Here is a 17,477-nt window from a genome sequence, read left to right on the forward strand (position 1 = left end):
AATGCCGCGGCAGAACGAGCAGCAGATCAAGGGAGTGACGACCGATGGCCACGGATAGCCAGGGCAATCGCCCGCTGAGCGAAGAAGAACTTCAGGAACTTGTCGCGGCCTCGGATGCCGGCGCCCGCGATCCGGGCGGCAATGTGGGCTTGTTTCTTGCCATCGTCGCAGCGATCTGGTCGATCTTCCAGGTCATTCTCGCCTCGCCGATGTCGAACGTGATCCTGCCGGGCAGTGTCGTCAACAACTCGCGCCAGATTCACCTCGCCTTTGCGATCTTCCTCGCCTTCGCCGCCTATCCCGCCTTTCGGAGCAGCCCGCGGCACTACATCCCGGTGACCGACTGGGTCATGGCCGCCGCCGGTGCCTTCATCGCGCTCTACGGCTATTTCTTCTACGACAAGATCGTCAATTCGGGCGGCTTGGCCGATGACGTGGACAAGTGGTTCGCGCTCGCTGGCCTGTTGCTGCTCTTCGAGGCCGCGCGCCGCGCGCTTGGGCCGGCCATGGCGATCATTGCCACGATCTTTCTCGCCTATGTCTTCTTCGGATCGGGTGCATGGGTTCCCGAGGTCATCCAGTGGAAAGGCGCCAGCCTGAAAAAGGCCATGAGCCACATGTGGATCACCTCCGAGGGCGTGTTCGGTATCGCGCTCGGCGTGTCGACAAAGTTCGTCTTTCTGTTCGTGCTCTTCGGTGCCTTGCTCGACAAGGCCGGGGCCGGCAACTATTTCATCAAGATGGCCTTCGGCGCGCTGGGTCACTTGCGGGGCGGCCCGGCCAAGGCGGCGGTTGTCGGTTCGGCGGCGACCGGCCTGATCTCGGGTTCCTCCATCGCCAACGTGGTGACCACGGGCACCTTCACCATTCCGCTCATGAAACGCGTGGGCTTCACCTCGGAACAAGCTGGCTCGGTCGAGGTCGCATCGTCGGTCAACGGGCAGATCATGCCGCCGGTGATGGGCGCGGCGGCCTTCCTGATGGTCGAATATGTCGGCATCTCCTATGTCGAGGTCATTACCCACGCCTTCCTGCCAGCGGCGATCTCCTACATCGCGCTGGTCTATATCGTTCATCTCGAAGCGGTGAAGCGGAACATGCCGACACTGGGCAACCGCGACGTCCACCTCGCACGTACCATCCTGGGCATGTTCGGCTTCTTCGCGGTCTTTGCCGGGCTCTGCTACGGCTCGCAATTCCCGGTGCAGGCCGTCAGCGCGTGGGCGCCCTCGGCCGCTGGTCTGATCATGTCCGCTATCGTGATCGCGATCTACCTCGTGCTGTTGCGCATGGCGGCCTCGGTTCCCGATCTCGAACCCGACGATCCGAACGACCCGGATGTCGAACTTCCCGATATCGCTCAGATCTACAAGGCCGGGCTGCATTTCCTGCTGCCCATCGTCGTGCTGGTCTATTTCCTCATGATCGAGCAGAAATCGCCCGGCCTTTCGGCCTTCTGGGCCACGGCACTGCTGTTCGTGATCCTCGTCACGCAGCGCCCGCTCAAGGCGATCTTTCGCGGGGAAAGCGAAACCGCAAATGCCTTCGCCGCCGGCATTCGTGACCTGTGGGAGGGGTTGATCGCGGGTGCGCGCAACATGATCGGTATCGCGCTCGCCACGGCGGCTGCCGGCGTGATCGTCGGTACCGTGACCCTGACGGGCGTTGGTCAGGTGATGGCCGATCTGGTGGAGTTCCTGTCGGGCGGAAACCTGATCCTGATGCTCCTGCTGGTGGGGCTGCTCAGCCTGATCCTCGGCATGGGCCTGCCCACGACGGCGAACTACATCGTCGTCTCGTCGCTGATGGCCGGTGTCGTGGTCGAGCTTGGCGCGCAATCGGGCCTCGTCGTGCCACTGATCGCCGTGCACCTCTTCGTGTTCTACTTCGGCATCATGGCGGATGTGACGCCACCCGTGGGCCTTGCGAGCTTTGCGGCAGCGGCCGTTTCCGGTGGCGACGCGATCCGCACCGGCTTTACCGCATTCTTCTACTCCTTGCGGACCGTGGCACTGCCTTTCGTCTTCATCTTCAATACCGATCTGCTGCTGATCGACGTGGGCTGGGTTCAGGGCATCATCGTGGCCATCACCGCGACGATCGCGATCCTCGTCTTCACTTCGGGTACGATGGGCTGGTTCCTGACCCGCAACCGCATCTATGAAAGCATCGCGCTGATCTTCGTCGCCTTCGCCCTGTTCCGGCCCGACTTCTTCATGGACCGCATCGCGCCCCCGTTCAAACAAGTGGAGCCAGCGCAATTCACCGCAACACTGGGAGAGCTCGAAGAGGGGCAAAGCCTGCGCCTAGTCGTGGCCGGTCCGGATTTCGATACGGGCGAAATGATCGACAAGTCACTGGTCGTTTCGGTCGGACCCGAAGAGGGCGGTGATGCCCGTGCCGATGCGCTCGGCTTCATGCTGATCGAAGAGGACGGGATGGTGAAGCTCGACGAGCCGATGTTCGGCGCCCCGATCCAGTCCGACCTAGACGGGTTCGATTTCTACGCTGACGAGCCGGTGCGCATCACCGCAGTCAAGGCCGACGCCGTGCAGCCGCCCAAGGAACTGGTGTTCATCCCGGCGCTGATCTTCCTTGCGCTGATCGCCCTCTTGCAACGCGCGCGCGTCCGTCAACAGGCACCCGCCACCCGCCAAGGAGAAACCGCATGATCAAATCCGTTCTTTGCGCCGTCGATCTCTCCAACGGTGAACATGATGCTCCGGTCCTGCAACAGGCCGCGCGGCTGGCCCAGCTCGATGACGCACAGCTCGACGTGGTGACGGTTCTTCCCGATTTCGGGGAAAGCTGGGTGTCCGGTTTCTTCCAGAAGGATTTCCATGACAAGGCCGTGCTTGAGGCGCGCACGCACCTGGAAAAGATGTGTGAAACCGCCCTCGGCGCAGAACGCAACGCCAAGGTGCGCCACCTCGTGGCGACCGGCACTGCCTATCAAGAGATCCTGCACACCGCCGAGGAGGCGAAAAGCGATCTGATCGTGATTGGCTCGCACCGACCGGACCTGCGGGATTACCTGTTGGGTCCCAACGCGGCCCGTGTGGTGCGGCATTCCAATTGTTCGGTCTACGTCGTCCGGCCCTGAGCCTGACCGCACCCGCGGTCGGCTCTGGACAAAACCCTTGGGGCGGTTGGGCTAAGAAGAGAATGCAGGCTTCTGCCTCTGGCAACAGGGGCATATGGATGCTCCGCCGATTGTCATTGCATTTTGTACTAATCGGAGTCCTTGGCTGCATCGGCGCTGTCGCTGCGGAAGAACAACAGACCTGTGATCGGGTGCTGAACGGTCCCGTTCTCAAAGATGCTCTAACCCGCAATGACGGTCGCGACTGGCGGGTGTTTGTCGATAGTGGATTGCTGATTGGCGTTGCGTGCGAGCCAGCCGCACTGAATGCCTATTTCGTTTCCGGGGGGGAGTATCGGCAGCAGCGGCCCGGCAAAGCCGGGAACTCCCCCTGGCCCATACGGCCCGCCAGGTGCGCGTTACTACTATGATTACGGTCTGGGATACGCGTACTGCAAACGAGGTCTTTTTTCGCTCTTTGGCCGGAAATGCAGCAAGTCGATCGGGATCCACATGTTCGAGGGTCGCATCACGCACATTCATGGCGGTGCAAACAAGTAAATAGCAGCTCAAGAAGCTTGGGGGAAAAATGCCGATCTATGTCGAAGCACGCGGTATTTTGGTCAACGGCAATCTGGCAGCGCGGCAGGAGTGTCTTGTCTATATTCCAGAGGACGAAGAGCTCAACTACAACAGTTGGCGTACAATTAATCCGATCCCGAAAGTCACAAGATCTACGAAACGGCCAAGGTGATGATCCGCGAAGGGTGGGGCTCGTCCTCGCCGCTCTACCGCAATTTCTTCACCGCCGGTTTCCTTCCTGACACCCCCCGCGCGGTGCAGGACCGGTTCGACAAGTTCCAGCGGGCCAGCGTCTCGCCCGAGAATGCCCTGCGGCTACACGAGCTGCGCAGCATGATCGACGTCACCGACATCGCCGCCGATGTCACCGCGCCGCTGGAGGAGGGGCGCCGGATCGCGTGAACCCTGCCGAACGCCCGCTTCGCAGAACTGCCCGGCAATAACCTATGGTGCTGGAAGGCACGGCGGCCTTCGACCGGTTCTTCGAACTGGCCGAACCCTTCATCCGCGAACACGCCTGAGTCAGGCCGTCTCCAGCGCCAGCTTCTCGGCGATCTCCTCGGCATGGTGACAGGCCACCCGCGTCTCACCCATGCCGCGCAACTCGGGCCGCTCGCTGCGGCACCGATCGGTGGCAAAGGGGCAGCGCGGGTTGAACACGCAGCCCGGCGGCGGGTTGATCGGGTCGGGGATCTCGCCCTGCGGCACCGCCTCGGTCGCACCAAAGGAGTCGAGCTTGGGCGCCGCTTCAAGCAGCATCTGCGTATACGGATGGCGCGGCGTTTCGAACAGCGTGTCGGGATCGGCCTCCTCGACCAGCTGGCCCAGATAAAGAACCCCGATTCGGTCGGCCATGTGGCGCACCACGGTCAGGTCGTGGCTGATGAAGAGGTAGGTCAGACCCAGCTCGTCCTTGAGGTCCGACATCAGGTTCAGCACCTGCGCCTGCACCGACACATCCAGCGCCGAGGTCGGCTCGTCGCAGACGATCAGCCGCGGGTTCGAGGCCAGCGCACGCGCTACGCAGATCCGCTGCCGCTGCCCGCCCGAGAACTGGTGCGGGAACTTGCCCGCATCCTCAGCCGACAGCCCCACCTGTTCCAGCAGCTTCTCGGCCAGCCCCTCGGTCTTGCCGCCGCGCACCTTCACCGGCTCGACGATCACGTCCTTGACCCGCCAGCGCGGGTTGAGCGAGGCGTAAGGATCCTGAAAGATCATCTGGATGTTCGAGCGCAGCTCCTCGCGCACCTCCGGGTCGGCCTCGGTCGCCAGGTCCACGCCCTCGACCCGCACCTCGCCCGCGGAAGGCGGCAACAGCCCCACGAGGATCTTGCCGATGGTCGATTTGCCCGAGCCGGATTCGCCCACCAGCGCATAGACCGACTTTTCCTCGATCTCCAGCGAGACATCCGAGACGGCGGTCAGCTTCTGCTTGGGCAGCCGTTCCAGCACCCGGTTCAGCCAGGGTTTCGACACGTCGAAGGTGCGTGTCAGGTTGCGGATCGTCACCATCGCGCTCATGCGTCTTCTCCCACGGGGAACCAGCAGGCCGCCCCGTTCATCAGTTCAGGCTCGGGCGCATGGCGGCATTTGTCCTGCGCCTTGGGACAGCGGGGGTGAAACGCGCAGCCCTCGGGCAGGGCGTTCAGCCGCGGCATCGCCCCGGGGATCTGGCGCAGCCGCGCCTGCCCGTGGCTGTTGGCCGGCATCGAGCCCACCAGCCCGTCGGTATAGGGGTGGCGGGGATGGGTCAGCACGTCGCGCACCGGCCCGATCTCGACCAGCTTGCCGGCATACATCACCGCCACGCGGTCGGCGGCCTCGGCGATCACGCCCATGTCATGCGTCACCAGGATGACCGAGGTGCCATGCTCGCGGCAGAGCCGCTTGAGCAGCGCGATGATCTGCGCCTGCACCGACACGTCAAGCGCGGTGGTCGGTTCGTCGGCGATCACCAGCGATGGCTCGGCACACAGTGCCAGCGCGATCACCACCCGCTGTCGCATGCCGCCCGAGAATTCATGCGGGTAACTGTCCAGACGTTCCGCCGCTGCGGGAATGCCCACCTCCTCAAGCGCCGCCAGCGCGCGCTTGCGCGCCTCGGCCTTGGATACGTTCAGATGTGTCTCGATCGTCTCGGACAGCTGTTCGCCAATGGGGATCAGCGGGTTGAGCGAGGTCAGCGGGTCCTGAAAGACCATTCCGATTTCCTTGCCGCGAATCTTGCGCATCTCGCGCAGCGACAGGTTGTCGATCCGCCGCCCGTTGAGCAGGATTTCACCCCCGGCGATATGGGCAGGCCGGTCCAGCAGGCCGATCACCGCGTTGCCGGTCATCGACTTGCCCGCGCCGGATTCGCCCACGACGCCCAGGATCTCGCCCGGTGCGAGGTCATAGCTCACCCGGTCCACAGGGCGCAGCACGCCGCGCCGCGTAGGGATCTCGACCACCAGGTCGCGCACCGACAGCGTCGGCTGCCGCTCTTGTCCCGGCTGCGCCGTTCCCTTATATTCAGCATCAACAGTAGGAGAGATTGCCATGTTCTCAGGCCCCCCGATCGTTATCGTCTGACGCAGTTCGACCCTGCGCTTCGGCATCGCCGTTGCGTGCAAGCTCTGTGCGGATCCGCTCCGCGTCCTGTTTCATTTTCCGTGCCGTTTCGCTGCGCAGCGTGCCCTGCGCCTCAAGCTCCCTGTTGACGGCGTCAAACGCCGCCAGGGCCGCTTCGAGGGCCGAGGCCCCGACCGTGAACAGCGCGTCGATGGCGCGCTTGCGGCGTTCCTTCGACACGGATTCGAACCGCCCCTCGGCAAAACGCGTAAGCAGTTGCGACACGTATTCGTCCTGCTGGTAATAGGCGATGACCGGCGCGATGACCTCTTCGGGCAGATCAGCGATTTCCGACTTGATGGCATCGAACACATCGTTGGTCTGGCTGACCACCGCCATCGGCATCGACACCTCGCCGCGCCCGGCCTTTTCCAGTTCCGCCAGGTACAGGGGCTTGCGCGCCTGCGTCTGCGCAGGGCCGAACTGCGCTTCCTGCGCGACAAGGTTCAGGCCCAGTTCGGCCCGCAACGCCACCAGCAGGCGATGCCGCCGGTCGCGCCTGCGGTCCTGTTCGCGCCGCCGGTCCGCCGAATGCTGCATCGACCAGAGCGCAAAGGCCCCAAGCGCGGTCAGCGCTGTACCCATCACCCCCAACACCGCCGCAACCAGCCGCGCACGGCTTTCCGGCACGTCCCAGGCCGCGCCCACGAAGGGCGCGCCATAGGCCGCAAGGGCCAGAAGCCCCGCCAGTGAAAGGAGAAGGACCCAGCGCATCGCTCAGTTCAACTTGGGGTTCAGCGCATCGCGCAACCAGTCGCCCAGCAGGTTTACCGACAGCGCCAGTGCCAACAGCGTTACGGCCGGGAACAGCAGGATCCACCATTCGCCCGAGAACAGGAACCCCTGTCCGATGCGGATGAGCGTTCCCAGCGAGGGCTGCGTCGGCGGCGCACCTACACCGAGGAAGGACAGCGTTGCCTCGGCAATGATTGCCAGCGCCAGCGAGATGGTCGCGATCACCAGAACCGGCGACAGGATGTTGGGCAGGATATGCCGCATCATGATCGCAGACCCCGAACGCCCGATCATCCGAGCCGCCTGAACGTATTCGCGGTTCTTCTCGACCAGCGCCGCACCGCGCACCACGCGGGCGAACTGCACCCAGTCGGACAGCGCGATGGCCACGATCAGCACCCAGATCGCCATTTCGTTGCGATATTCAGGCGGTGTGAACCCCTTGGCCACACCAAAGATCAGCATCGCCACCAGGATCGCCGGAAACGTCAGCTGAACATCGGCGATGCGCATGATGATCGTCTCGGTCCAGCCGCCGACATAAGCGGCGACAAGCCCCAGGATCACCCCGATCACCATGGCCAGCGCCACCGCGGCCGCGCCGACGAAAAGCGAGATGCGCAGACCGTAAAGGATGGTCGAGAACACGTCGCGCCCCTGGTCGTCGGTACCCAGCAGAAAGGTCTCGCCGGTAAAGGCATTGGGCTCTCCCGGCGGGGTGAACCCGTTCATCAGGTTCAGGGTGGCGGGGTTGAACGGGTCATGCGGTGCGATCCATGGCGCGAAAATCGCGGCCAGAACCAGCACCAGCACCACGAACAGGGCAATCATGGCGACGGGTGAGTGCCGGAAGTTCCAGACGAAATCGCTGTCCCAGAATTCTGCAAGTCGGGTCATCATGCGGTCCTCCCATCGATGCGCAGCCGCGGGTCGATGGCATAGTAGAGAAGGTCGACGATCAGGTTGATCGTCACGAACAGGACAGAGATCAGCATCAGGTAGGCGGCCATCACCGGGATATCCACGAACTGGATCGCGTTGATGAACAACAGCCCGACACCCGGCCACTGGAACACCGTCTCGGTGATGATGGCAAAGGCGATGATCGCGCCCAGCTGAAGGCCGGTCACAGTGATCACGGGCACCAGCGTGTTCTTGAGGGCGTGGCGGAAATTCACCGCCCTGTCGGTCAGGCCACGCGCACGGGCAAAGCGGATGTAATCGGCGCGCAGCACCTCCAGCATCTCCGAGCGCACCAGCCGCATGATCAGCGTCATCTGGTACAGTCCCAGCGTGATCGCCGGCAGGATCAACGCCTTAAGCCCCGAGGCCGTCAGGAACCCGGTCGTCCACCATTCGCCGATCCTCACCGTGTCGCCGCGCCCGAACGAGGGTAGCAGGTCAAGCTCGACCGAGAAGACATAGATCAGCAGGATCCCGATCAGGAATGTCGGCAGAGACACCCCGATCAAGCTGAGCGTCATGATGATATTGGCCGCCGCGCCCCGCCTTCGGATCGCGGTAAAGACGCCAAGCGCGATGCCAAGGCTGATCGCGAACAGCCCCGAGACAAAGGCCAGTTCCAGCGTGGCGGGCGCGCGTTCGGCGATGATGGTCGCGACCGGACGGCCCTGCCGGTAGGAGACGCCGAAATCGCCCTCGGCGGCGTTTTGCAGGAATTTGAAATATTGCACCGGAAACGGCTGGTCGAGCCCCAGATCGGTCCGCAGGCGTTCGATATCGGCTTGTGTGCGTTCCTGTCCCAGCATGTTGTCGATCGGGTCGCCGACGAAACGGAACATGGAAAAGGCGACCAGTCCGACCACCAGAAGGACGATGACGGACTGGAAAACCCGCCGGATGATATATGCGAGCATGTCTTGTCCTCGATTGATTGCGCGTCTTTGTCAAAGCGGGCCACGATGGTCAACAGTCGGCCTGACGCCGTTGACGCCGGGTCGCGTCACAATTGCGGTTGCAATTCTGCAATAGTGATCGCTTTGAGACTTCTTGGTTCAGCTTTGCCTGTTGAACGCGGTCACGCAAGAGCGGCGGAGCCTGCGAAAATTGGGCGTTACCACGACAGCCCGGCCAATACGGTCCCCGACGGGTTCCACAAGTGCAAAGGGCGACCCGTCCGGGCCGCCCTTCGTCTCCACGTCCCGCGAGGGGATCAATTCATGGTGAAGAACTTGAACTTCGGGCTGTCCTCGGGGTCGACCTCGGTGCCCACGTTCTGCTTCATGCCCCAGTTCAGCACCTGGTGGTGGATCGGGATGTAAAGCTGTTCGTCCTGCACGACGCGCCAGATATCGGCGATCATCTGGTCACGCTTGGTCAGATCGGTTTCCGAGGCCAGCGCCTTGATCATGCCGTCTACATCCGCGTTCGAGAACCCGGTCGCATTCCATGAACCGCGATCGTCGCCCTTGGTGTGGACGAGGAAGTTGAAGACATATTCCGAGTCATAGGTCGGCACGCCCCAGCCCAGCATGTAGAAATCCGTCTCGCCATTGCTGATGAGCGGGAAGTGCTGCGCCTTGGGCTTGGCATCGAGGTTCACGGTAATGCCGATCTGCGCCAGCATGCCGACAGCGGCCTGACAGATCGCTTCGTCGTTGACATAGCGGTCGTTCGGGCAGTCCAGCTGGATCGAGAAACCGTCGGCATAGCCCGCTTCTTCCATCAGCTTTTTCGCGGCTTCGATATCGGTCTTCGATTCCGCGTCCATCTCTTCGGTCCAGCCGTTGACGAAGGGCGGAGCGATCATGCCCGCGGGGGCGCTCTGGCCACGCATCACGACCTGCTTGATGGCATCGCGGTTGATGGCCATCGACATCGCCTCGCGCACACGCTGATCGGCCATCGGGTTCTTGCCGTCCACGTTGTCGCTGTCGAGGTCGACCTCGGCCTGGTTCATCCCGAAGAAGATCACCCGGTTCTGCGGCGCGGTGCGCACGTCCAGCCCGTCGGTCTGGTCCACGCGGCCCAGATCCTGCACCGGAACGTCTTGGATGAAGTCGACCTCACCCGACAGAAGCGCTGCAACACGGGTCGCGGCGTTCTGGATGGGGGTGTAGATGATCTCGGTCACCTCCATCGGGTTTTCGTCCTTGCCCCAGTAGTTCTCGTTGATCTGCAGCACGGTCTTCACGTCGGGCTCGCGGCTGACCAGCTTGTAGGGGCCGGTGCCGTTCGCGTTCTTGGCCGCAAAAGTGTCTTCGCCGCCTTCGTAATCCTGCACCTCGACCGCGTTGTTCGCCTCGGCCCAGCCCTTGTCCATGATGAACAGGTTGGTCAGGTTGTTCGCCATGATCGGGTTCGGACCGTCGGTCTCGATTTCGATGGTGTACTGGTCGGCCGCACGCACTTCCTTGACCGAGGACAGCAGCTCTTTCATGTCCGAATCTTCGGTCAGCGCGCGGTTGATCGAGAACACGACATCCTCGGCATCGAACGCAGCCCCGTCATGGAAGGTCACGCCTTCGCGCAGCTTGAAGGTCCAGACATTGGGGTTCTCTTCCGACGGCGCCCATTCGGTCGCGAGCGCGGGCACCATCGTGCCGCTATGGTCGCGAATGATCAGCGGTTCCATGATCTGGTGTGCCAGCGCATGGGTCGGCCCCTCGTTCTGCGCATGGGGGTCGAGCGTCAGCGAGTCGCCCGCGCGCGCCCAACGCAGCGTTTCGGCCGATGCACCACCCGCCAGAAGGGCGGTCGCGCTCGCAGCCAGAAGAAGATGTTTGAAGGTCATGCTTCTCTCCCGTTTTGTGATTTCCCGCCGCCACGCGGCAGGCGGCCGGTTGGTCCGGCCTTCATGCGCGCCATCTTTCGCGGGGATTTCGGGATTTGCAACCTCTCCCGGCGGAAAGATACTGAGCTTGCCCCTTGGTCAATCAAAAGGCGGGCGGGCAGGGCGCTCGGAGACCGGTTTTCTCCGTCAAGGCGACATCCATTGCCCGCCCCACCGATCCCTTGATGAAAAAAGCGCGCGGGTATGACCGCTGTTGGCAAGGCTAACATGCTCGATCGTATCCAGTGTCACGGTGACACGGGCGAAATGCTCGGGCGCGGGCTGTTCCTCCCATGCGTCGGCGGCGGGAATGGGCGTGCCGGGGGCGGGTTGGTGGCTATAGGGTTCGCGCCTGTCCTCGGGGATGGTCTGCCACAGATCGGTCAGGCCCGTCTCGACAGTTGCCCGACCTGTCAGCCTCAACTGCACCTGCGCGGGCTCGCGCCAGATCAGCAGGGCAACCTGCGGGTTCTCCGTGATCTCCCGCACTTTGGTTGATCGCGCGTCGGTGTAAAATCCTACACGCCCCTGCGCCCGGTCCGTTTCGCGCAGAACAACGGTACGTGCGCGCGGGGCGCCACCGGACACCGTGCACACCGTCACCAGTCCACCGCGCGCGAGCAGCCCCCATGCCTCGTCCAGAACCGCCGCCAAATCACTCATATCCCGTCATCTCCAGGTACCCTCGGCCCGCATGGCTCCCCGTGATCGTCACCGGCCCCTCCCAGTAGGCAAAGCTCGTATCCATCCACGATTGATCGTTCATCGCCACCACCTCGACATCCACGCCCCGCGCGGGCAGGCGCAACCGCCACTCCACCGGCACCTCGCGCCCCGCGACACGGGCCTCGCGCAGCGGTTCCACCTCGATCCTGCCGTCGGGGATTGGCTCTGCCGTGCCGTCGGGGGCAATCCAGGTTCCCGAGGTGAAATCGCCCCGCCCGCCGCGCAGCCGAAACGCCATCATCTTTTCCCCGGTATCGAAGGAAAGCGAGAACCAATCCCACCCGCTCTGATCCTCCGATAAAGGTTGCGAGGACCACTCGCGATCGAGCCACGCATTGCCCGTCACCGCGACATCACCCCCTGGCAGGGTCAGCACGCCTTCGACTGCATAGAACGGCTGCGAATAGTAATGGCTGGCCTGACCGTCGGCGGATTTGACCGAATACCCTTCGACCCCATGCAGAACCAGCGGTCCCTGCGCTTCCATCTCCAGCGCATAGGCGAACTCTTCTCCCGCCGCCGCCATCGTCAGCTGGTCAAAATTGGGCCCTTCAAGGTGCCATTCGTCGATCCAGGCGGAAAACGGTTCCGTCGTGACACCGGCCTGACCGATACCGCCGCGCGCCAGTCGTTCGGCGCTGTAATGCTGTTCAGGCGTGGTCAACCCAGCGTGGCCCATCCACAATTGCGGGCTCTGCCAGTCTGCGCGCTCTTCCGGCGCGAGGGCCGAGCGGAACAGCGTCCATTGCACGCCATAGTCGCGCCCGTCATCGCCTTTTAGCGTGGCGGTGACGTACCACCATTCGATCCGGTAGGCGGGATGCGCGCCGTGATCGGTCGGAAAGCTCAGCCGATATGCTGGGTCAGGCACCGCGAACCCTTCGGCCGTCGTGCCCAGCCCGGCAAATCCCTGCGCCTGCGCCATCACCGGCAGCAGAAGCGCCAGTATCAGTGCCCTAACGTTCATTCGCAAACACCCTCAGCATCTGTGCCGGCGGCAGGCGGTTGAGTTTGCGGGCGGGCAGGGCCGCGGCCACAAGCGCGGCAAGGATGGCAAGCGCGAAAAGCCGCAGCCAGTCCAGCGGAAACAGATGCATCGGCAGCCGCCAGCCGAACGCCTCGACATTGATCACCGCCAACAGCGCCCAGGCCAGGACCAGACCCAGCGGCAAGGCCAGCACCGCCGTCATCGCCGCCAGCGCCGCGCTGCGGATCAACTCCAGCCGTGCCAACCGTGCCCGTGTCAGCCCCAGCGCCCAGACCGGTGCAATCTGCGGCAGGCGCTGGGTCCAAAGCGTCAGCAGGCTGGTCAGGATCGCAAATCCCGCAACCCCAAGCGTCAGAACGTTCAGCGCCCCCGTCACCACGAAGGTGTTGTCAAAGATCGCCAGCGACTGCGCTTTCACGCCCGCCTGCTGCACCACCCCGCGCGGCGGCAGGTCAAAGGTCGCGCGCAACTCCTGCACCAGCGCCGTGGCCTGATCGGGCGCGATCCGCACGCCGAATTGCTGGTTCGGAACGGCTTCGGCCTGCGCCAGAAGCCGGTCGAGAGACGTGATGGCCTGACCCGTCGGATTGCCATAGTCGGAATAGACGCCGACCACCTGCATCTGCCAATCGGGCGCCAGCGTGATCGCGTCACCGGGTCCAAGCCCCTCGCGCCGCGCCAGTTGTTCATTTATGAGCAACCCGTCGCCCCCGGCCACACGCGCCCACACGCCGGGAACGGCGTCGAGCAGCGGCCAGTTCTCGCTATAGGTCGGGTGATCCACGATCCCGTAGACGAAAAGCGGCGCCCCTTCATACCGGATCTCGGTCGACCGGATCGGCAGCACCGCATCGGCGCGTGTTTGCAGCCACTCTGCTACCTCCGCGCCCTGCGCATCATCGCGCGCGGTTACATAGACCTCCGAGACCAGGCGCTGATCCAGCCATCCGACAAAGGTCAGGCGAAAGCTCGACACCATGGTGCCGACACCGATATTGGCGGCAAGCGCAAGCAGCAAAGCCATCAGCGCCAATGAGATACCGGGAAGCTGTGCACGCATATCGGCCCACACCCATTGCGCCACAGGCCCCCGCGCGCGCGCAGCCGCAAGACGCAGGATCAGCGCCAGCGCGGGCGGCAAAAGCAGCGCGCCGCCCATCAGCAAACCGCCGAGAAAGACGAAACCCGCCGTCAGCCCGTCGAACAGCAGAACCGCAGATATTCCCACCGCGATCAGCGCCATCCCTCCGGCCGCCATCGCCTGCCAGCCGCGCGGGCGGAGGCTCCAGGCCCGACTGCCCGCTCCGGCAAGCAGCGGCATCCGTGCGAGCCGGCCAAGGCTCGCGCCCGAGGCGGCCAGAGTTCCGACAACCGCCATGGCGAGGCCGGACAGAACCCAACCGGGGCGCAGGCTCAGGCGGCCATCGACCGGCGCACCGTATAGCCCGCGCAAGGTGGCCGAGACGTCGGGCAGCAAAAGCCCCGCCAGCAGGTAGCCCAGCACCAGCCCAGCCAGCCCGCCGACCAACGCCAGCGCCAGCAGTTCCGCCGCAACCAGCCGCGTGATCGTGCTGAGCGGCGCCCCAAGCGCCCGCAAGGTACGGACCATGCCGCGGCGCTGTTCCAGTGCCAGACCCACCGTGCCATGCACGATGAACAGCCCAACCGCAAAGGACAGGAACCCAAAGGCCGTCAGGTTCAGGTGGAAACTGTCGGTCAGGCGTGCGGCATCGGCTTGCGCCTCGGGCTCCACCAGTTGCAACTCGGGCGCAATCTCTTCCAGCGGCGGGCGGTTCAAGGGTTGCCCGGGCAGCACGACGAGGCGTGAAATCTCGCCGCCACGGTTCAACAGACGCTCGGCCGCACCGATATCGGTCAGGAGCAGGCCGGGCGGCACCGCGTCGCTTTCGATCAGCGGCGGCATCGCATCAAGGCCAGCCAGATGAGCCGCATCGCCCGGCCGCGCAAAGACCCGTCCCGGCGCACCCAGCGCGTCCAGCGGTGCGATCTCCGCCCCGCTTTCGGCGATGGCCGGCAGCGGCGGATGGGTCAGGAAATCCACCCCCATCACGGTGAAAACGCGGCCGCCGTGGCGCAAAGGTCCCTCCAGCACCGGCGACACCAGCCACCCCGAACGGCGCAAGGCAACATAGGTCTCCAGCGGGATTTCCCGCCCTTGCCCATGCAATTCCGCAAAGCTGCCGCCACCCATCTGCGCCTCGGCCCGCGCATAGCTCGCCCTTGCCTCGGCATTGATCGCCTGCACCGCCGACCACAGCCCCGTGGCCAGCGCCAGACCCACCAGCAAGGTCACAAGCTGCAAGGGATGCCGCCGCCAGTGGGACCAGAGCGCGGCCAGCACGGCACCGGTCACGAAAGCCGCCCCCGCGACAGGTGAATGTGCCGGTCAAGACGTTCTGCGATGGCCGCCGAATGCGTGACCAGCAACAGGCCCGCTCCGGTCTCCGTCACCAGCTCCAGCATCAGCGACAACACCGCGTCGCTTGCCGTCTCGTCAAGGTTTCCGGTCGGCTCATCGGCCAGCAAAAGACGCGGCCGCGTTGCCATGGCGCGCCCGATGGCCACCCGTTGCTGCTGGCCGCCCGACAATTGCTCGGGGTACTTGTCCAGTTGATCCGAAAGGCCCAGCCGCTCAACGATCTCGGCGGTCCAGCCCGCATCCTCGCGGCCCGCAAGCCGCGCGTGAAAGGCAAGGTTCTGCGCCACGCTCATCGACGGGATCAGGTTGAACTGCTGAAAGACAAGCGCCGCACGCTCGCGTCGCAACGCCGCACGCCCGGCATCGTCCAGCCCGGACAGGCTGACACCGTCGACCACGATCTCGCCCGCATCAGCGCCGTCCAGCGCGCCGGCTAGGTTCAGCAGCGTGCTTTTCCCGCTGCCGCTTTCGCCGGTCAGCGCCACCGTTTCGCCCGGCGTAAGTCGCAGCGACACACCCTGCAGCACCGGACGGCCGCCGGGATAGGTCTTGGTCACGTTCGCAAAGGACAAAAGGGCAGGGTTCTCGGTCATCGCCCTGCAATGTGACGCATCCCGCGCCACTGTCCAGACCATGCACGGGCGGAATTGCCCGGTTGCCCTTGCCCCGGTGCCCGGTCATTCTGCCGGGGCGACGAGGAAGGGGCGCGGATGGGACTTGGACATCAAATCTTGTGGGGGACGCTGTTTCTCGGGCTGTGCTTCGCGATCGAGATCCTGTTGCTGGCAGCCTGCACCCAATGGATCCGGGTTCTGGGCGTGCGCTGGCGCCGTCGCTCGGCGCTGTGGCGGAATACGGGGATCGTCGGCGTGGCGCTTCTGGTCATCGTGCTGGCGCATACCCTGCAGGTCTGGATATGGGCCGTGGTCTGGGTGATGTTCGAGGTCCTCGCCGACTGGAACGAGGCGATCTATTTCTCACTCGTAACCTACACGACCCTTGGCTACGGCGATGTCGTGCTCGAGCCGGGCACCCGCATCTTCGGCGCCTTCGCATCAGTCACGGGCATCCTCGCCATCGGGCTTTCTACCGCGTTTCTCGTCGCGATGATGGCGCGCCTGTTCGAAGGGCGCATGATCCGCTGACCGGCTAGAGGATCGGCGCAAAGAGCCGTGCCAGCGGCGCCCCGTACCGGATCGACGGCGGCTGGCTGTCGAGTCCGCGCCGCAACTCGAATGCATTTGCGAAATCCGCCTCCAGCATGTCGGCCACGTCCAACGCCGCCCGCTTGTCGAAGAACAGCGCCATCGCCTCGAAATTCAATCGGAACGACCGGTTGTCGAGATTGGTGGTGCCCACCGCGGCCAGCGCCTCATCCACGACGAAAACCTTCTGGTGCATGAACCCGTCCGTGTAGCGGAACACCCGGCCCCCGGCACCGCGCAGCTCGTCGAAATAGGCAAAGGCCGCCAGCCACGGCAGCCGGTGGTCGATCACGTCGGGCACCAGCAGCCGGACATCGACACCGCGCAGCGCGGCGTGACGCAACGCGCTCATCACGTCGAGATCGGGCACGAAATAGGGCGAGGCGATCCAGACCCGCTCGCGCGCGGCGGCGATCGAGGCGAAAAACAGCATCGACCCCGTCTCGGTGGTGTCGCCCGGACCCGTGGCCACGATCACGCCGTTCATGTCCTCCTCGGCAAGGCGTGGCTGCCATGCAAGATCGTCCAGCAGCGCTTCCTCGTCGCGGGCCCAGTGCCAATCCTCCACGAAGATCAGTTGCAGCTGCTGGACCAACGGGCCGCGCAGCCGCACATGCGTATCGCGCCAATGGCCGAATTCCGGGTCCTGCCCCAGGTATTCGACCCCGACATTGTGCCCGCCGATAAAGCCCACCAACCCGTCTACGATCACGGTCTTGCGGTGGTTGCGATAGTTCATCTGGAACCGGTGCTTGGGGCCGCGCTGATCGCCGGGCTCCACCACCTCGACCCCGGCCGAGGCGAGATCCTCGTAATAGCGCAGCGGCAGGCCGTAACTGCCGACCCGGTCGGTCATGAAACAGACCCTTACGCCGCGCGCGCGCGCCGCGATAAGCCGGTCGCGCAGTTCCAGCCCAAGCGCGTCGTCGCGCACGATGTAGAACTGCACCAGCACGTAATCCTGCGCCGCGTCGACCGCCTCGAAAATCGCGTCAAAGGTCGCATCGCCATCGATCAGCAGCTCGGCGGAATTGCCCCGCGTGACCGGCAGGTTCGCCACCCGTTCAAAGGGCAGGTGGTTCATCTCGAGGGACTCGGGATCGGGCGCCGCATCGATCGCCAACTGCCTGATCCCGGCCGCCACCCGCGCGCTTTCATTGCGGGTCAGGCGGTATCCCTTGAACCGGTGATGCCCGAGAAACAGGTAAAGCGGCACCGCGATCCACGGCGTGGTCAGCAGGAACACGCCCCAGCCCATCGCCCCTTGCGGCGTCCGCGCGGTCTGTGCCGCGCGCACGGCCGACATTATCGCCGCC

General features: G+C 64.3%; 15 protein-coding genes. 4 read left to right on the forward strand and 11 right to left on the reverse strand.

Annotated features, from left to right (window positions below; genetic code table 11):
• Positions 1 to 44: 44 nt before the first annotated feature.
• From ACFORG_RS21930 to ACFORG_RS21940, 3 genes are all read left to right on the forward strand, one after another.
• Positions 45 to 2,672: a TRAP transporter permease gene (locus ACFORG_RS21930; protein ID WP_386737726.1), complete on the forward strand. Its 2,628-nt coding sequence runs from the start codon at positions 45 to 47 to the stop codon at positions 2,670 to 2,672.
• The gene (locus ACFORG_RS21935) at positions 2,669 to 3,103 is read left to right on the forward strand and encodes a universal stress protein (RefSeq protein ID WP_386737727.1); all 435 of its coding nucleotides are present in this window, start codon (positions 2,669 to 2,671) and stop codon (positions 3,101 to 3,103) included. The genes ACFORG_RS21930 and ACFORG_RS21935 overlap by 4 nt, the downstream gene beginning before the upstream one ends.
• 732 nt (positions 3,104 to 3,835) lie before the next feature.
• The gene (locus tag ACFORG_RS21940; protein ID WP_386737728.1) at positions 3,836 to 4,066 is read left to right on the forward strand and encodes a hypothetical protein; all 231 of its coding nucleotides are present in this window, start codon (positions 3,836 to 3,838) and stop codon (positions 4,064 to 4,066) included.
• Positions 4,067 to 4,186: 120 nt separating this feature from the next.
• On the opposite strand, the gene ACFORG_RS21945 is transcribed toward ACFORG_RS21940, so the two are convergent.
• The 10 genes from ACFORG_RS21945 to ACFORG_RS21990 all read right to left on the reverse strand — a co-directional run bounded on the left by ACFORG_RS21945 (position 4,187) and on the right by ACFORG_RS21990 (position 15,549).
• Positions 4,187 to 5,185, reverse strand: a complete 999-nt coding sequence (locus ACFORG_RS21945) for an ABC transporter ATP-binding protein (protein ID WP_386737729.1) — start codon at positions 5,183 to 5,185, stop codon at positions 4,187 to 4,189.
• Positions 5,182 to 6,204: an ABC transporter ATP-binding protein gene (locus ACFORG_RS21950; protein ID WP_386737730.1), complete on the reverse strand. Its 1,023-nt coding sequence runs from the start codon at positions 6,202 to 6,204 to the stop codon at positions 5,182 to 5,184. The genes ACFORG_RS21945 and ACFORG_RS21950 overlap by 4 nt, the downstream gene beginning before the upstream one ends.
• A 4-nt stretch (positions 6,205 to 6,208) precedes the next feature.
• Positions 6,209 to 6,988, reverse strand: coding sequence for a hypothetical protein (locus tag ACFORG_RS21955; protein ID WP_386737731.1), 780 nt, complete (start codon positions 6,986 to 6,988; stop codon positions 6,209 to 6,211).
• A 3-nt stretch (positions 6,989 to 6,991) separates the two neighbouring features.
• Positions 6,992 to 7,906 carry an ABC transporter permease gene (locus ACFORG_RS21960; RefSeq protein ID WP_386737732.1) on the reverse strand — a complete coding sequence of 305 codons (915 nt, stop codon included), beginning with the start codon at positions 7,904 to 7,906 and terminating at the stop codon, positions 6,992 to 6,994.
• Positions 7,906 to 8,886, reverse strand: coding sequence for an ABC transporter permease (locus ACFORG_RS21965; RefSeq protein WP_386737733.1), 981 nt, complete (start codon positions 8,884 to 8,886; stop codon positions 7,906 to 7,908). Before ACFORG_RS21965 ends, ACFORG_RS21960 begins: the two co-directional genes overlap by 1 nt.
• Before the next feature lie 296 nt (positions 8,887 to 9,182).
• The gene (locus tag ACFORG_RS21970) at positions 9,183 to 10,763 is read right to left on the reverse strand and encodes an ABC transporter substrate-binding protein (protein WP_386737734.1); all 1,581 of its coding nucleotides are present in this window, start codon (positions 10,761 to 10,763) and stop codon (positions 9,183 to 9,185) included.
• 186 nt (positions 10,764 to 10,949) lie between these two features.
• Positions 10,950 to 11,465 (reverse strand): pyridoxamine 5'-phosphate oxidase family protein, encoded by a 516-nt coding sequence (locus tag ACFORG_RS21975; RefSeq protein WP_386737735.1) that lies wholly within the window; start codon positions 11,463 to 11,465, stop codon positions 10,950 to 10,952.
• Positions 11,458 to 12,495: a lipocalin-like domain-containing protein gene (locus ACFORG_RS21980; RefSeq protein WP_386737736.1), complete on the reverse strand. Its 1,038-nt coding sequence runs from the start codon at positions 12,493 to 12,495 to the stop codon at positions 11,458 to 11,460. Before ACFORG_RS21980 ends, ACFORG_RS21975 begins: the two co-directional genes overlap by 8 nt.
• Positions 12,485 to 14,890: an ABC transporter permease gene (locus ACFORG_RS21985; protein ID WP_386737737.1), complete on the reverse strand. Its 2,406-nt coding sequence runs from the start codon at positions 14,888 to 14,890 to the stop codon at positions 12,485 to 12,487. Before ACFORG_RS21985 ends, ACFORG_RS21980 begins: the two co-directional genes overlap by 11 nt.
• Positions 14,887 to 15,549, reverse strand: coding sequence for an ABC transporter ATP-binding protein (locus tag ACFORG_RS21990; RefSeq protein ID WP_386737738.1), 663 nt, complete (start codon positions 15,547 to 15,549; stop codon positions 14,887 to 14,889). Before ACFORG_RS21990 ends, ACFORG_RS21985 begins: the two co-directional genes overlap by 4 nt.
• Positions 15,550 to 15,666: 117 nt before the next feature.
• On the opposite strand from ACFORG_RS21990, the gene ACFORG_RS21995 reads away from it, so the two are divergent.
• On the forward strand, positions 15,667 to 16,101 hold the full coding sequence (locus ACFORG_RS21995) for an ion channel (RefSeq protein ID WP_386737739.1): 435 nt from the start codon (positions 15,667 to 15,669) through the stop codon (positions 16,099 to 16,101).
• Positions 16,102 to 16,105: 4 nt separating this feature from the next.
• Here ACFORG_RS21995 and cls read toward each other — a convergent pair whose 3' ends face one another.
• Positions 16,106 to 17,470, reverse strand: a complete 1,365-nt coding sequence (gene cls, locus ACFORG_RS22000) for a cardiolipin synthase (protein ID WP_386738079.1) — start codon at positions 17,468 to 17,470, stop codon at positions 16,106 to 16,108.
• Positions 17,471 to 17,477 lie beyond the last annotated feature (7 nt).

Origin of the sequence: Lutimaribacter marinistellae (assembly GCF_042648365.1) — a bacterium.
GTDB classification, from domain to species: Bacteria; Pseudomonadota; Alphaproteobacteria; order Rhodobacterales; family Rhodobacteraceae; genus Lutimaribacter_A; species Lutimaribacter_A marinistellae.

Coding starts and splice junctions, on each gene's coding strand:
- ACFORG_RS21935 (WP_386737727.1), top strand. CDS start 2,669: ATGATCAAATCCGTTCTTTGCGCCGTCGATCTCTCCAACGGTGAACAT.
- ACFORG_RS21970 (WP_386737734.1), bottom strand. CDS start 10,763: ATGACCTTCAAACATCTTCTTCTGGCTGCGAGCGCGACCGCCCTTCTG.
- ACFORG_RS21980 (WP_386737736.1), bottom strand. CDS start 12,495: ATGAACGTTAGGGCACTGATACTGGCGCTTCTGCTGCCGGTGATGGCG.
- ACFORG_RS21990 (WP_386737738.1), bottom strand. CDS start 15,549: ATGACCGAGAACCCTGCCCTTTTGTCCTTTGCGAACGTGACCAAGACC.
- ACFORG_RS21930 (WP_386737726.1), top strand. CDS start 45: ATGGCCACGGATAGCCAGGGCAATCGCCCGCTGAGCGAAGAAGAACTT.
- ACFORG_RS21940 (WP_386737728.1), top strand. CDS start 3,836: ATGATCCGCGAAGGGTGGGGCTCGTCCTCGCCGCTCTACCGCAATTTC.
- ACFORG_RS21945 (WP_386737729.1), bottom strand. CDS start 5,185: ATGAGCGCGATGGTGACGATCCGCAACCTGACACGCACCTTCGACGTG.
- ACFORG_RS21960 (WP_386737732.1), bottom strand. CDS start 7,906: ATGACCCGACTTGCAGAATTCTGGGACAGCGATTTCGTCTGGAACTTC.
- ACFORG_RS21995 (WP_386737739.1), top strand. CDS start 15,667: ATGGGACTTGGACATCAAATCTTGTGGGGGACGCTGTTTCTCGGGCTG.
- ACFORG_RS21965 (WP_386737733.1), bottom strand. CDS start 8,886: ATGCTCGCATATATCATCCGGCGGGTTTTCCAGTCCGTCATCGTCCTT.
- ACFORG_RS21955 (WP_386737731.1), bottom strand. CDS start 6,988: ATGCGCTGGGTCCTTCTCCTTTCACTGGCGGGGCTTCTGGCCCTTGCG.
- ACFORG_RS21975 (WP_386737735.1), bottom strand. CDS start 11,465: ATGAGTGATTTGGCGGCGGTTCTGGACGAGGCATGGGGGCTGCTCGCG.
- ACFORG_RS21950 (WP_386737730.1), bottom strand. CDS start 6,204: ATGGCAATCTCTCCTACTGTTGATGCTGAATATAAGGGAACGGCGCAG.